The sequence below is a fragment of the Cupriavidus sp. USMAA2-4 genome (genome assembly GCF_001854305.1).
Taxonomy (GTDB): domain Bacteria; phylum Pseudomonadota; class Gammaproteobacteria; order Burkholderiales; family Burkholderiaceae; genus Cupriavidus; species Cupriavidus malaysiensis.
In genome coordinates this window covers 193,235-205,884 of the sequence record NZ_CP017749.1, presented here as the reverse complement: position 1 = coordinate 205,884, position 12,650 = coordinate 193,235, and the positions used below count along the sequence as shown (strand labels likewise).

13 protein-coding genes and 1 pseudogene are annotated in these 12,650 nt (G+C 66.2%); 6 read left to right on the top strand and 8 right to left on the bottom strand.

What is annotated here, in order from left to right; genetic code table 11:
- Window positions 1–21 precede the first annotated feature (21 nt).
- Window positions 22–168, bottom strand: a pseudogene (locus BKK79_RS41590) (integrase core domain-containing protein); the annotation flags it as partial.
- A 76-nt stretch (window positions 169–244) separates the two neighbouring features.
- Here BKK79_RS41590 and BKK79_RS39170 point away from each other — a divergent pair.
- Entirely contained in the window at window positions 245–796 is a 552-nt protein-coding gene (locus BKK79_RS39170) for a hypothetical protein (protein ID WP_232346419.1), read from the top strand.
- The gene (locus tag BKK79_RS21045; RefSeq protein ID WP_071038674.1) at window positions 793–1,170 is read left to right on the top strand and encodes a hypothetical protein; all 378 of its coding nucleotides are present in this window, start codon (window positions 793–795) and stop codon (window positions 1,168–1,170) included. Before BKK79_RS39170 ends, BKK79_RS21045 begins: the two co-directional genes overlap by 4 nt.
- A gap of 136 nt (window positions 1,171–1,306) precedes the next feature.
- Here the strand turns inward: BKK79_RS21045 and BKK79_RS21040 are convergent, their stop codons facing one another.
- The 4 genes from BKK79_RS21040 to BKK79_RS21025 all read right to left on the bottom strand — a co-directional run bounded on the left by BKK79_RS21040 (window position 1,307) and on the right by BKK79_RS21025 (window position 4,833).
- Window positions 1,307–2,158, bottom strand: a complete 852-nt coding sequence (locus BKK79_RS21040) for an oxidoreductase (RefSeq protein WP_071038673.1) — start codon at window positions 2,156–2,158, stop codon at window positions 1,307–1,309.
- A gap of 196 nt (window positions 2,159–2,354) precedes the next feature.
- On the bottom strand, window positions 2,355–3,365 hold the full coding sequence (locus BKK79_RS21035) for an AraC family transcriptional regulator (RefSeq protein WP_071038672.1): 1,011 nt from the start codon (window positions 3,363–3,365) through the stop codon (window positions 2,355–2,357).
- A gap of 287 nt (window positions 3,366–3,652) precedes the next feature.
- On the bottom strand, window positions 3,653–4,117 hold the full coding sequence (locus BKK79_RS21030) for a YaiI/YqxD family protein (protein ID WP_071038671.1): 465 nt from the start codon (window positions 4,115–4,117) through the stop codon (window positions 3,653–3,655).
- Window positions 4,118–4,233: 116 nt separating this feature from the next.
- A complete protein-coding gene (locus tag BKK79_RS21025) occupies window positions 4,234–4,833 on the bottom strand; it encodes a LysE family translocator (RefSeq protein WP_232346418.1) in 600 nt (199 codons plus the stop codon).
- A 104-nt stretch (window positions 4,834–4,937) separates the two neighbouring features.
- Between BKK79_RS21025 and BKK79_RS21020 the strand changes: the two genes are divergently transcribed.
- Complete coding sequence (locus BKK79_RS21020) at window positions 4,938–5,861, top strand: LysR family transcriptional regulator (protein ID WP_071038670.1); 924 nt, start codon at window positions 4,938–4,940, stop codon at window positions 5,859–5,861.
- Window positions 5,862–6,202: 341 nt separating this feature from the next.
- Here the strand turns inward: BKK79_RS21020 and BKK79_RS21015 are convergent, their stop codons facing one another.
- Window positions 6,203–7,177, bottom strand: coding sequence for an alpha/beta fold hydrolase (locus BKK79_RS21015; RefSeq protein WP_232346417.1), 975 nt, complete (start codon window positions 7,175–7,177; stop codon window positions 6,203–6,205).
- A 48-nt stretch (window positions 7,178–7,225) separates the two neighbouring features.
- On the opposite strand from BKK79_RS21015, the gene BKK79_RS21010 reads away from it, so the two are divergent.
- On the top strand, window positions 7,226–7,675 hold the full coding sequence (locus BKK79_RS21010; protein ID WP_335582934.1) for an Rrf2 family transcriptional regulator: 450 nt from the start codon (window positions 7,226–7,228) through the stop codon (window positions 7,673–7,675).
- 164 nt (window positions 7,676–7,839) lie between these two features.
- On the opposite strand, the gene BKK79_RS21005 is transcribed toward BKK79_RS21010, so the two are convergent.
- Window positions 7,840–8,274, bottom strand: coding sequence for a hypothetical protein (locus tag BKK79_RS21005; RefSeq protein ID WP_071038668.1), 435 nt, complete (start codon window positions 8,272–8,274; stop codon window positions 7,840–7,842).
- 399 nt (window positions 8,275–8,673) lie between these two features.
- Here BKK79_RS21005 and BKK79_RS21000 point away from each other — a divergent pair, with 399 nt between their 5' ends.
- Window positions 8,674–9,810 (top strand): zinc-binding dehydrogenase, encoded by a 1,137-nt coding sequence (locus BKK79_RS21000; RefSeq protein WP_071038667.1) that lies wholly within the window; start codon window positions 8,674–8,676, stop codon window positions 9,808–9,810.
- A gap of 286 nt (window positions 9,811–10,096) precedes the next feature.
- Entirely contained in the window at window positions 10,097–10,666 is a 570-nt protein-coding gene (locus BKK79_RS20995) for a YbhB/YbcL family Raf kinase inhibitor-like protein (RefSeq protein ID WP_071038666.1), read from the top strand.
- A 175-nt stretch (window positions 10,667–10,841) separates the two neighbouring features.
- On the opposite strand, the gene BKK79_RS20990 is transcribed toward BKK79_RS20995, so the two are convergent.
- A complete protein-coding gene (locus tag BKK79_RS20990; protein ID WP_071018923.1) occupies window positions 10,842–12,638 on the bottom strand; it encodes a glycoside hydrolase family 15 protein in 1,797 nt (598 codons plus the stop codon).
- Window positions 12,639–12,650 lie beyond the last annotated feature (12 nt).

Here is a 12,650-nt window from a genome sequence, read left to right as displayed (position 1 = left end):
AGCCGACACTCGGCACATTTTAACAGTGGTTCGACAACGCCATTTGGCGACCGTCTCGACATTGATTCCATAGAGCCTTGCCAACGCCCGATTGGAGCCAGTGGCTACTTGCAGTTCTGCGCGAATGAGCGGCCTTGTTCGGGCGCTGCCATGTAGGCGGATTGCCATAGTGCCTTCTCTTGTCCAAAGCTGAAGAATGCACCATGACTCTCTGGGACCATACAGGCGCCTCAATCACGAAGTCATGCTCCGAGGCGGATTTGCCAACCCGCGCCTGCGCAACCTGCTGGCACAGGGCAAGGAAGGTGGCGTAACACGCCTGCTGCCGGACGGTGTCTTGATGCCCGTCCACGAAGCGGCCGACGAGTATCGTCGGCGCGGTATTCCCACTGTCGTATTGGCCGGGCGCCGATATGGCGGAGGATCGGCGCGCGATTGGGCGGCCAAGGTAACCCGCTTGCTCGGCGTGTGCGCTGTCATCGCGCAAGGATTCGAGCGCATTCATCGCTCAAATCTCCTGGCATTCGGTGTTCTGCCCATCGAATGTGAGCACGATGTCGTCGCAGCCTGGCAAGACGGCGACACGATCGATATCGAAGGACTCCCCGACGCAATCAAGGCTGGGGGTGCGGTGGAGATTGTCCTTCGTAGCAGCGAAAGCCCGGCAGGTACACGCCGTTTCGCAGCACGGTGTCGCATTGACACGGAAGTGGAGGCCGAATGGCTGCGCGCCGGCGGGGTGCTGTCGCGAGTGTTGGCGAAGATATCGACGGCTGGCCCTGAGGGGGCGGCATGAGCGCGCCAAGGGAGGCCTGCGCGGCGATCGCCGTCACGCAAAAGGAGAGGCCGCTCGCCAGGCTGACGGATCTGCTTTGGGAAGTGCGGGCCATCGCGCGCGAGGCGGTGCGTGCGGCGACCGAGCGAAGCGCGGGCTCGGGGGGGCACTTCGAAGAATGCCTGGTGTCCGTGTTCGATACCTGGATGGCAACGCGTACCGGACGAGACCTGCTGCTGTGTTTTGTCGCCGGACTTGAGCATGGCCTGGTATTGGAGCGCCATATCCCCCGCTGCATGACATCGCTCTGCGAGACGGGCTCGATCGATGCCCGGACCTTGTTTTGGGTGGGAATGCGGCGGGTAGCGGCATCGCGCGGGCGTCGCGTGGCATGACCGGATACGAACGGCATGAGATACCGACGTCCATTCTCTTGGCACGCCTCTATCGGGTGGGAGCGGAAATCGGCGGGCCGAAACCTCAGCCTCAGCCTTGCTACGGGTGAGACTTGTCTTGTGGCAGCAGCGGTCTTCAGGACCTGCCGGCAAGCGCGGTACGCGAAATTCCGGTGGCCATGCGCATGAAGCCATCGAATGCTCGGTCGGACAGCAGGCTGCGCATGAAGATCATCGGCTTGGCACCGAAGCCCACCGCATAGCGCGTCTTCGGCCGTTGGGCGCTGACGGCTTTGGCAATGGTGTCGGCGATCAACCCGGGGGGCGACTGCCGCTTGCGGCTGGCGTCTCCGCTCATCGCCTCAGCCATCGCGCGCGCCTGTCCCGCGTAAGGTCCCTGGCCGGAAACCTCGCGGAGCTTGCCGGCCGCGATGTCGGCCCACTCGGTCTTGATGCCACCCGGCTCGATCACCACCACGTCGATGCCGAAGGGTTGCACTTCCATACGCAGGCAGTCGCTGATGGCCTCCAGCGCGAACTTTGTGCCGTGGTACCAGGCTCCCAGCGGCGTATGGATCTTGCCGCCCATCGAGGTGATGTTGACGATGGTGCCCGAGCGCTGCGCGCGCATGTGCGGCAGTGCCAATTGGGTCAGGCGCACCGCGCCGAACACATTGACGTCGAATTGTGCGCGCGCTTCGCTCAGCGGCACGTCCTCGACCGCGCCATAGGAACCATACCCGGCATTGTTGACCAGCACGTCGATGCGGCCCGCTTCCGCGATGATCCTGGTCATGCCCGTCTGCATCGAGGCCTCATCAGTCACGTCCATCATCAGCAAGTGGACGCCGGCATTGGCCAGGGACCGCATCCGGTCCACGCGGCGTGCAGCCGCATATACCGTGTAGCCCTGGGTTTTGAGCTTGAGCGCGGTGGCTTCACCGATACCGGCGGAAGCACCTGTCACGAGAGCAACTGGGGTCGTCATATCGAATTTCCTTGGGTCCTGGGCTGAGTGGATAGCGGCTTGGGTTCGAGCCGGCCTTCCGTGATCTCCACTGTATGCAGCGAGTGGGGCCACCTCTCTAGCGATCAGCGCCACACTTCAAGCAAAAGGCGCCACGCTTCAGCGGCAGGTTTCAGCGGGGTGCTTCGCGGACCCGGCAAGAGTGGAGTGTCCCGACTCAATTCAGGCGCATGGCGTGCCGAGCACTGTCGGGCGTCTGCCCCGTCCAGTCCTGGAATGCGCGATAGAAGGAATTGGGATCTTCGAAGCCGAGGAGAAAAGCGATCTCCCCACCGGACATCTTGGTATTGCCAAGGTAATGGCGGGCCAGGTTCTCCCGTGTCGAATTGACCAGGGCGCGAAAGCTCTGTCCCTCATCTTCCAGGCGGCGCTGTAGCGTGCGCTTGCTCATGCCCAGGCGCTCAGCGGTCTTCTCGATGGTGGCCGCGTTGCCGGGCAGCAGTTCCAACAAGACGGCATGCACGCGTTCTGCAATGGTCGCTGTCGCGTCCAGCTCGCTGAGCCGGCGGCGAAGGTCAGGCTCGAACACGCGCCACATGCCTTCGTTGATCGTGAGAAATGGTCGCAGAGCGTCTGCGGCCGTGAATGTGATACTTGGGCTCTCCCCATGCTGTACGCGCACGCCGAAGAAGTTCTCGTAACGCCGGGTGTAAGCACTGGGCGGAAGTCGCGAGATCGCCACTCGAAGCGCTTTGACGGGTTCGCGGGTGGCAAGTCGGGCGAGTCGCAGGAAAAACGCGATCTCGGCGACCTGCAATGAGTAGGGGACATCGGTCTGCACCGATTGCCAGCGAGGCGACACCGTCAGTTCGCCCGCCTGTCCGACATTCACATCCAGCTTCATCGGTGCCACGAGCTGCTTGTACTTCGCCAGGCGCTGTACAGCCTGCATGAGATTCGCACTGCAAAGGGCTGCAAACAATGGCGGGGCGAACGACTCGGCTGAAACGGTCTCGACGATGCGCAAAGGAAACATGGCATCACCGGCCTCGGCCTCCAAGGCGCGCCAGAAACGGAAATACTCGTCTGTGGTCAGGCCGTCCCCGCTGCGGGACAGCAGGTCGTCAGGAAGCCCTGCCTTGCGCAGGACAGGGCCCGCCGCAAGACCGAGGTCCTTCAGCAAGGGTTGCCATCCGATGTCCAGGAAATAGGCCCGATTGCGTGTCATGGGGATACTCACCAAATGCCGAGCCAGGGTTGGCTTCTGCGCCGGATCGGGACTCAGTATAGAGATCGCGGGTCAATTCCGGCATGCAAACGGCGCCATTGCTTGCTCGATCTGCGCCATTGGAGGTCCCTGGGATCTGCTTTCTCCTGTGCGAGGCAGGCAATGGACGACGTCCTGGCGTTCGTCCTGCTCCCACTCTCCGGCGGACTGCAAGCGGCCGGCAAGCAACCGTCGAACGCAGCGCCATCCGAGCCGGCCCACGCTCGCATGGCTGTGCCAGCGACGCCTCAGGCGGGCGACCCTGGCGGCGCGTGGCGTGCCAGGAAGCGGTCCAGTTGGCCGGCGAACGCCTTGCCATCCTGTGCGGTGTAGGGGGCCGGGCCGCCGGTATCGATGCCCGAGGCGCGCAGCTGGTCCATTACCTCACGCATGGTCAGGCGCTCCTGGATGTTCTCCCGGCTGAACCAGGTGCCTCTCGGGTCGAGCACGTGGGCGCCCTTGTCGAGAGCCGCGGCGGCGAGGGGGATATCCGCGGTGATCACGAGGTCACCGCTGCCGGCCAGTTCGACGATGCGGTCATCGGCGGCGTCGAAGCCCGCCGGCACCTGCAGTGCCTTGATGAAGCGGGAAGGCGGCGTGCGCAGATACTTGTTCGCTACCAGCGTGACACAGACTTCGACACGCTGTGCGGCCCGGTACAGCATTTCCTTGACGACAACCGGGCAGGCGTCTGCGTCAACCAGTACTTGCATCGCGGGATTTCCAATGGGGTGGGAACGCCCATCTTACCGCCTGCGCGCATCCCGATGGTGTGCCAAGGTCTCCTCGGCGCCGAGCGCAGGCCTCGAGACCCTCGTGATGCAATGAACTAGGGCAGCCACATCGCGACGATCGACAGCGCGAGCAGCAGCGCCAAGGTCCCATTGAGAAAACGCCATTGCGCTTCGCTGCGCAAGAGACGGGCGAAGGCCTGGCCTGCCCAGCACCAGATCGAGAGCGAAACCATGGCGGCCGCGGCGAAGGAAAGCCCGAGCAGCGCGCCGAGTTGCAGCGGGCTGTGCGTCAAGGTCGCGAACGAGGCCGCCGCGCCGAGCGTCATGGTCCAACCCTTGGGGTTGTGCCAGAGCATCCAGACGCCACTGGCGAAGCCGGCCGGTTTGCGCAGCGGCGAGTCGACATGCGGGGACGAGCTGCGTCCTATGCGCCAGGCCAGCCAGACGAGATAGATCGAGCCGATCAGCTTCAGGGCCATCTGCAGGGCCGGGCTGGCGAGCATGATGGCGCCCAGGCCGGCGGCGGCCGCCGCCGCCATCGAGCCGAGTCCGGCCGCGATGCCGGCCATGTAGGGCAAGGAGCGCCGATAGCCGAAATGGGCTCCCGATGCCGTCGCCAGCGTCGTCGCGCCGCCCGGCGTGGCGGTGGCAACCATGACGAAGACGAGCAATGGCAGGTAGTCTCGGATCGGCACGGGCTTGTCCCTTTCTGCTGTTCGGAATCCTCTTTTTACGCGCATACTAGGCATTACGACAGCGAAACTGTCTGATACCTTCCATTAGGCTTGCTAATGATTAAATGACACGCAATCTCGACATCGCGCTGCTTCGCGCCTTCGTTGCCGTGGCCGACCATGGCAGCATGACAGCGGCTGGCCGCATGCTGCACTTGACGCAAGGCGCCATCAGCCAGCAGATCGCGCGGCTCGAAGCGCAGGCCGGTCCGCTATTCGTGCGGGATCATCGTGCCTTGCGCCTCACCAGGGAGGGGGAGCGATGGCTCGGCCCGTCCCGGCACTTGCTGGCGGTCCATGACGCGCTGTGGGACGAGATGAAGGGAGGCACCATTGAAGGATCGGTGCGCCTGGGAGCGCCGCAGGATCTCGTTGCCTCCAGGCTCGGTCCGATCCTGAAGGGCTTTTCGCTGGATCATCCCCGCGTCGAACTGACCCTTGTCTGCGCCACGTCGACAGCGTTGCTGAAGTCCCTCAAGCGGGGGGAGGTCGACATCGCGCTGGTCGAGGAGATACCCGGGGCCGCGCGCGGCGAATGCCTGGCCGTGGACCGCCTGGTATGGGTGGGCGCTAGAGGGGGAACCGCCTTCCGCAGGAGCCGGCTGCCGGTTTCCCTGGTCGACGAAGCGTGCGTGTTCCGGCCGACGGTGCTCGATGCGCTGCGCAAGTGTGGACGGCCCTGGCGGACCGTGTTCGAGAGCGGCAGCATCGATGCGACCGCCGCCACGGTGCGGGCCGATCTCGCCGTGACGGCATCCCTTGCTTCCACCGTGCCGTCGGAGTTCGACATCCTGGCGCCGGAATGCGGGCTGCCGGAGCTGCCGGCTTTCGCGATCCATCTTCATGTCGCCGGTGTCCCGGCTTCTGCTGCCGCCCTGGCACTGGGTCGCCTGATCCGGAACGAGTTCGCTCGAGGTCCCGATGTGGCGAGGGTCTTGCAAGACGGCACGGAGAAGGTCAAAAGAGCGAAGCTGGTGCCACAGGCCTGAGTCGGCTGCGGCGGCCTGTCTGCCCATTTCGCCTGCGCACCTGCAGGTGTCCTGCGCCAGGACGGCAGCACTCCCGTTCCCACCCGCGGGGCTGGCGATGTCCATGGCGACACCTGCCGACTGCAGTACGTCCGGAAATGCGTCAACGCTGTCAGCCACAGCCCGGTCTTGTCCTGGCGACTCGGGAAGGCCTCGAAGATTGCGCGAACACGCGCCGGCCGCCAGCCGTCCAGGCCGGCGCACCGGATATGGCCTTACGCGGGCCACGGCTGGCGGCCCGTAGCGGCCATCCCGTGATGGCGGCGAGCGGCTGCTATCGATCGCCGATCGATCAACGGCTGCTACAGACTGCGCAGGAACTCGATCAAGGCGTCGTTGACATGGCCAGGGGCTTCCTGCTGCAGCCAGTGGCCCGCGCGCGGAATGATGCGGGAATCGCGCAGATCGGGGACGAGCTTCGGCATGGCGCCGATGATGTCGCGCATGCCTGGAATCGCCAGGCCGGGATCCCGCTCGCCGACAAGATACAGGGCCGGAACCTGGACGAGCAGGCCGTTGAAGGCCGCTTGCAGATCCCAGTTCCGATCCAGGTTACGGTAATAGCTCAGGCCACCGCGGAATCCAGACGCCTGGAATGCGCTCACCAAGGTATCGAAGTCAGCGCCGTCGAGCCAGCCGGGTAGCGAGGCAGGTTCGGGCAGGGTGTCGAGGAGCCCCGCCTCACGCGCAACCAGCCCGAAGGGATTGGGGGTCTGGTCGTCGCGCGGGCCGGCCTCGCCCGATGCCCAGAAGTAAATCCTTCGCAGGGTAGCGGCGACATCCCGCTCGAACTCGCGCTCGGCCTGCCCAGCCTGGGCGAAGTAATGCGTGTAGAACCAAGCCTGCTCGGTCAGCGGAAAAAGCCGGCTTGGCGCCAGCGGGGCCCGGGCCATCATGGGAACCCCGAGCGCCGCAACGGCGCGAAAGCGATCGGGGCGCAGTTGTGCGGCTTGCCAGGCGATGGTTGCCCCCCAATCGTTGCCGACCACCACCGCGTTGGATTGTCCGAGCGTGTCCAGGATTCCCACGAGGTCGCCGACGATGTCCAGGGTCGAGTACTGCTGTGGATTCATCGGACAGTCGCTGGCACCGTAGCCGCGCAGATCGGGGGCAACGGCGTGGAATCCGGCACTCGACAAGGCCGCCAGCTGATGCCGCCACGTGTACGACGTCTCGGGGAACCCGTGGAGCAGCAGTACCAGCGGTCCGGCGCCCTGGGAGGCAACGCGCAGGCGGACGCCGTTGGTTTCGATAAAGGACTGAGTGAATGCCGGCACGATCGCGCTCCGATGTTTGCTTAATCTCACGCGAAATCGTAACATCAAATGTCACGGATTTCCTACCCCAAGAAAATGCAACGAGATACGCGGCTGGCCCGGCTTCTGCACGTGCTCATTCATATGCACCTGCGCGGCGGTACGACCACCTCCGACACGATCGCGCAAATGCTGCACACCCAGCCGTCACTGGTTCGGCGCACCATGGCCGCGCTGCGTGAAGCCGGTTACGTCGAGTCGATTGCCGGCCCCAAGGGGGGCTGGGTGCTTTGCCGTGGGCTCGGCGAACTGACGGTGCGGGACATCTATGCCGCGATCGCGCATAAGAGTGCGTTCGCGCTCGGTGCGGCGAATGACAATCCGGCCTGCCCGGTGGAATCCGCTGTCAATCAGGTCCTCGAGGATGCGCTGGGTGCGGCGGAGGAGGCCCTGCTGCGGCGCCTCGCGCAGGTACGCCTTGCCGACCTGGCGCGGCGTGTGAAGGCCTCGACAGCTTGACCGGTGCCTGCGGATGCGACGACGAGTCTCGATTCCGTCGTGGTCGTTTGACGAGGTTCGTCCAGCAACCAAGAAACTCGACTGCAGGCGGCCGCACGGCGGGTCTCGCCCGGGTGTCCCCTGAGGAACGGTACAGACCCGCAGACGCTCCGCCCGGCTCGCATTCAGCGGCGCTCGGTAACCGGGCCTTCCGCGCCCACGCGCCCGACGGCCCCGATGGGGCCATCGACGGTGATCGGGCCATGCGCCTCCAGATCGCCGTGCACGACCAGCGGACCGTGCACGGTCAGCGGGCCGCGAATCGTGTTGTCGCCCCAGAACCTGCGTGCAGCGGGTTCGCCGCGAGAAATCCGTTCGATCCATGCCGCCGTGACCGGGCCGCGCGCATAGATGTCCCCGGCCACCGTCAGCGAGCCATCGACGGTCACCGGCCCGAGGACGAGGAGCGACCCGTTGATGCTGAGCGGCCCTGTGACGACGGGCTGGGCATCGGCCGACGCGACGAAGGCGGCCGCCGCGAGCATGACCGCGCCGGCCGCCATGCTCCGCGCCAGTCTGGATGCAACGCCTTGTTCGAGTCTCGCCATGGAGCGCTCCATGCCGTCTCCTTGCCGGAGCGGCCCGCGCGCTCGTCGGCCAGCCGCGCGAGGCGCGAAGCACGATGCGCGATGCGCGAGGGCCGGCTGCCGCACAGGCAGCCTACGTCCGTACTTTCCAGTCTAGCCGGAGAGGTGGCGAACACAAGCACCTGTGCCGCGGCAACGTCCTCGGGGGGGGGGATGGCCGGACGGCTGACCGCCGGCGGATCGATCGATCCACCACTATCCCCACTATTCCCACTATCAGTGCGGTGCATGAGGGCCTGTCGGCTGACGCATGACCTGATTTTCCGGCCCAGTACGGGGTTTGCCGGAACTTGCTACATTGCTGACTGCCGGCGAAGACAGCCCCCGCTGCCGCCCCGTTCACCACAAACCGACAGGCCAAGGAGACATCGAATGCCCACCGCACTTCAACTTCGTTCGCAGATCCAGCGCAGCGGCGAACTCCAGCTGTCGCTGGACAGCATCGACGTGCCGCAGCCCGGCCCGGATGAAGTGCTCATCCGCATGGAAGCCTCACCCCTCAACCCGTCGGATCTGGGCCTGCTGTTCGGTGCAGCCGACATGAGCACGGCCAAGGCCAGCGGCACGGCCGAGCGCCCCGTCGTCACCGCGCGCGTGCCGGAAGCCGCGATGCGCAGCATGGCGGGCCGCCTGGATGCCTCCATGCCGGTTGGCAATGAGGGCGCGGGCGTGGTCGTCGAGGCCGGCTCGTCCCCTGCGGCGCAAGCCTTGATCGGCAAGACCGTGGCCGCCATCGGCGGTGCGATGTACTCGCAGTACCGCTGCGTTCCCGTCGACCAGTGCCTGGTCCTGCCCGAAGGCGCCACGGCGGCGGATGGCGCGTCGTCATTCGTCAACCCGCTCACCGCGCTGGGCATGGTCGAGACCATGCGGCTCGAGGGGCATAGCGCCCTGGTGCACACCGCCGCGGCCTCCAACCTGGGCCAGATGCTCAACCGGATCTGTCTCAAGGATGGCATCCAGCTGGTGAACATCGTGCGCAAGCAGGAGCAGGCGGACCTGCTCAAGGCGCAAGGTGCGGTCTACGTCTGCAACGCCGCGTCGCCCACCTTCATGCAGGACCTTACGGAGGCACTCGTCGCCACGGGCGCGACCATCGCCTTCGATGCCACGGGCGGCGGCAAGCTCGGCGGCCAGATCCTCAGCTGCATGGAAGCGGCCTTGAACAGGACGGCCAGAGAGTACAGCCGCTATGGCTCGACCACCCACAAGCAGGTCTATCTCTACGGCGGCCTGGACACCAGCCCGACCGAGTTCAGCCGCAACTTCGGCATGGCCTGGGGCATGGGCGGCTGGCTGCTGTTTCCGTTCCTGCAGAAGATCGGGCGCGAGCGGGCCAACGCGCTGAAGCAACGCGTGGTGGCGGAGCTGAAGACCACCTTTGCCAGCCACTACTCGAAGGAGATCTCGCTGGCCGAGGTGCTGGACCTGGACGTCATCGCCGTCTACAACAAGCGCGCGACGGGGGAGAAGTTCCTGATCAACCCGAACAAGGGCCTGGCCGGATGAATGGCCCCGGGGCGCCTTGCGCGCCCACGGTGCCAGGAGCCGGCCGCTGCGTCACATCCCGTGGCGGGGCGACGATGCCACGCTGGTGCGCCCCCGGGCGATGGGCGTCTGCGATACGCTGCGATCGGGATTTTCCCTTGGGCCAAAGGGTCCAACGCATGATTGCGCTGCAAGCGAAAATGGCCATGCCGTCTGCGCTGCCGTCGTCGCGCGCTGCGGGCATGCAGCCGCCGCGGCGGGATCGCACGCCTTGCCCGCAGCGTCCGCACCTCACCGGAGGATACGCATGATACTCACCAGACATCTCTGCGCGCCGGTCGCCGGCGCGCTGCTCCTGCTGGGCGGCGCCACCGCCCACGCGGCCGGCATGCAGATATCTTCCACGTCGTTTGCCGACGCGGGCACCATCGCCTCCCGCTATGCCAATGACGGCGCCGACAGCGGCGGCGCTGCCTGTGGCGGCAAGGGGGTCTCGCCCCAGTTGTCCTGGGCCAACCTGCCAGCCGGCACCAGGTCCCTGGCCATCATGATGTGGGATCCCGATGGCGCGGGCGGGATGGGCGTCTCGCACTGGGTTGCCTACAACGTCGCACCGGAACGCGGGCAGTTGAAGGAGGGCGATGGCAAGGGCGGCGGACATGGCATCACGCTCGGCAAGAACGTCGGCGACGAAGCCGCGTATCGCGGCCCATGCCCGACCGTCGGCGACCTGCCGCACCATTACACGATCACCGTGATCGCGACCAGGCTGGAGCCCGATGCGTTGCCGCCCGGGTTGACCCGGGATGAGCTGTTCGCGGCCCTCAAGGGCCATACGCTCAGCGCCATGAGCATCGTGGGGCGGTACGGGCGCTAGTTGTGAAGCGTCAAGGCGTTATTGCCTGACGCTGGAAGTCGGGACATGGGCGCAAGGCCGCCGATGGAGATCGAGGCGGATCGAAGCTGGCAGGGTGCCGCTGCCGGGGCACGCGTGGCACCATTGCGCCGGCCGCGGCCGATTCGCCAGTGCCACCGGAGCCGCCGTGCAGGGGTCAAGACGATGCGCCAAGCCTGTCGAGCAGGAGCGCCGTATTGACCAAGGCGATGTGCGACAAGGCCTGCGGAAAGTTTCCAGCCATATGGCGCCTGCGCGGATCGAACTCTTCGGCCAGCAGGCCCACCCCGTTGCACAAGCGGAGCATGCGTTCGAACAGCTCGCGCGCCTGTTGCAGGCGCCCGGCCAGGGCATAGGCATCGGCCAGCCAGAAGCTGCAGGCCAGGAAGGCTCCCTCGTCTCCCGGCAGACCGTCCGGCGCCGCCTCACTGGTATAGCGGCGCACCAGGCCGTGCGCCATCAGGTCCCGTTCGACCGCCTCGATGGTGCCGAGCATGCGGGGGTCGTCGCCCTCGATGAAGCCCAGCATCGGCAGCAGCAGCAGGCTGGCGTCGGTGGCGTCGCCGCCGTAGCATTGGACGAAGCAGCGGCGCGCGGCATTGTATCCGTGGGCGAGAACGTCGGACCGGATCGCCGCCCGCAGCGCACGCCAGCGGGACACCGGGCCTGGCCAGTCGTGCATCTCCACGGTCTTGATGGCCCGGTCCAGTGCCACCCAGGCCATGGCCTTGGAGAAGGTGAAAGGATGACCGCCGCTGCGTACTTCCCAGATCCCCTGGTCCGGTAGCGTCCAGATCGATTCCAGATGGCCGATCAGCGCTCGCTGCAGTGCCCAGGAGGCCGGGTCGTGGCGCAGGCCGCCCAGCCGTGCGTGGTACAGGGCATCCATGACTTCGCCATACACGTCCAGCTGGAGCTGGGTCGCGGCAAGATTGCCCACCCGCACCGGGCGCGCGCCGCGGTAACCGGGAAGCCAGTCCAGTTCCCTCTCCCACAGATGGCGCTCGCCGCCGAGGCCATACATGATCTGAGCCTGGCCAGGGCTGCCGGCCACGGTACGGGTCAGCCAGTTGCGCCAGGCCTCGGCTTCCTCGTAGTAGCCGGCGGACATCAGCGCCAGCAAGGTGCGCGTGGCATCGCGCAACCAGCAGTAGCGGTAGTCCCAGTTACGCACGCCGCCGGGCACTTCCGGCAGGGAAGTGGTCGGTGCCGCGACCACGCCTCCGGTCGGACGGTACGTCAGCGCCTTGAGCGTGAGCAGCGAACGACGGACGGGTTCCTGCCAGATTCCGCCGACCGTACAGCGGTCGGACCAGCGCTGCCACCAGCGATCCGTCCGTTCAAGCTCGCGCAGCGCATCGAGCGCGACGGGCAAGGCCAGGTGCGAGGGCGAACAGGTGAAGAGGAACGGTACGTCCTGGCCGGCCTCGACGGAGAATTCGCCAATGGTGGCCAGCCCCCGGCCTTGCAGCGGTATCGGCGTGCGCAATATCACCATGTCCGGGCCGGCTACGGCTTGCAGGCCCGGTTCGTGCGCAAGCCGTGTGACCCAGGGAACGGTGGCGCCGTAGTCGAAGCGCAAGGTCAGGTCCATCCGCATGCGTACCGTGCCGCGCAGGCCGCGCACGATGCGGATCACATCGGAACGCGTACCGTGCGGCGTACCGTTCCGGCGCAGCGGCATGAAGTCGATCAAGGCGGCTTCGCCATCGCCTTGATCGAAGACCGTTTCCAGTACCAGGCTGCCGGGATGATAGTGCTGCCGCATGCTGGCGCCCGGTGCGGCCGGGGCCAGGCGCCAGCGGCCTTGCTCGCGGGTCCCCAGCAGCGCGGCCAGGCAGGCCGGCGCGTCGAAGCGCGGCAGGCATAGCCAGTCCAGGCTGCCTCTGCGGCTGACCAGTGCGGCCGTTTCGCAATTCCCGATCAGGGCATAGTCTTCGATGGCCGCTGGCATGGGCAATCCTCC

What these genes read in the sequence shown, in the direction of transcription:
- BKK79_RS21040 (WP_071038673.1), bottom strand. Translation starts at nt 2,158, where the DNA reads ATGACGACCCCAGTTGCTCTCGTGACAGGTGCTTCCGCCGGTATCGGT.
- BKK79_RS21000 (WP_071038667.1), top strand. Translation starts at nt 8,674, where the DNA reads ATGCCCACCGCACTTCAACTTCGTTCGCAGATCCAGCGCAGCGGCGAA.
- BKK79_RS39170 (WP_232346419.1), top strand. Translation starts at nt 245, where the DNA reads ATGCTCCGAGGCGGATTTGCCAACCCGCGCCTGCGCAACCTGCTGGCA.
- BKK79_RS20995 (WP_071038666.1), top strand. Translation starts at nt 10,097, where the DNA reads ATGATACTCACCAGACATCTCTGCGCGCCGGTCGCCGGCGCGCTGCTC.
- BKK79_RS21005 (WP_071038668.1), bottom strand. Translation starts at nt 8,274, where the DNA reads ATGGAGCGCTCCATGGCGAGACTCGAACAAGGCGTTGCATCCAGACTG.
- BKK79_RS21030 (WP_071038671.1), bottom strand. Translation starts at nt 4,117, where the DNA reads ATGCAAGTACTGGTTGACGCAGACGCCTGCCCGGTTGTCGTCAAGGAA.
- BKK79_RS21045 (WP_071038674.1), top strand. Translation starts at nt 793, where the DNA reads ATGAGCGCGCCAAGGGAGGCCTGCGCGGCGATCGCCGTCACGCAAAAG.
- BKK79_RS20990 (WP_071018923.1), bottom strand. Translation starts at nt 12,638, where the DNA reads ATGCCAGCGGCCATCGAAGACTATGCCCTGATCGGGAATTGCGAAACG.
- BKK79_RS21035 (WP_071038672.1), bottom strand. Translation starts at nt 3,365, where the DNA reads ATGACACGCAATCGGGCCTATTTCCTGGACATCGGATGGCAACCCTTG.
- BKK79_RS21020 (WP_071038670.1), top strand. Translation starts at nt 4,938, where the DNA reads ATGACACGCAATCTCGACATCGCGCTGCTTCGCGCCTTCGTTGCCGTG.
- BKK79_RS21010 (WP_335582934.1), top strand. Translation starts at nt 7,226, where the DNA reads ATGTCACGGATTTCCTACCCCAAGAAAATGCAACGAGATACGCGGCTG.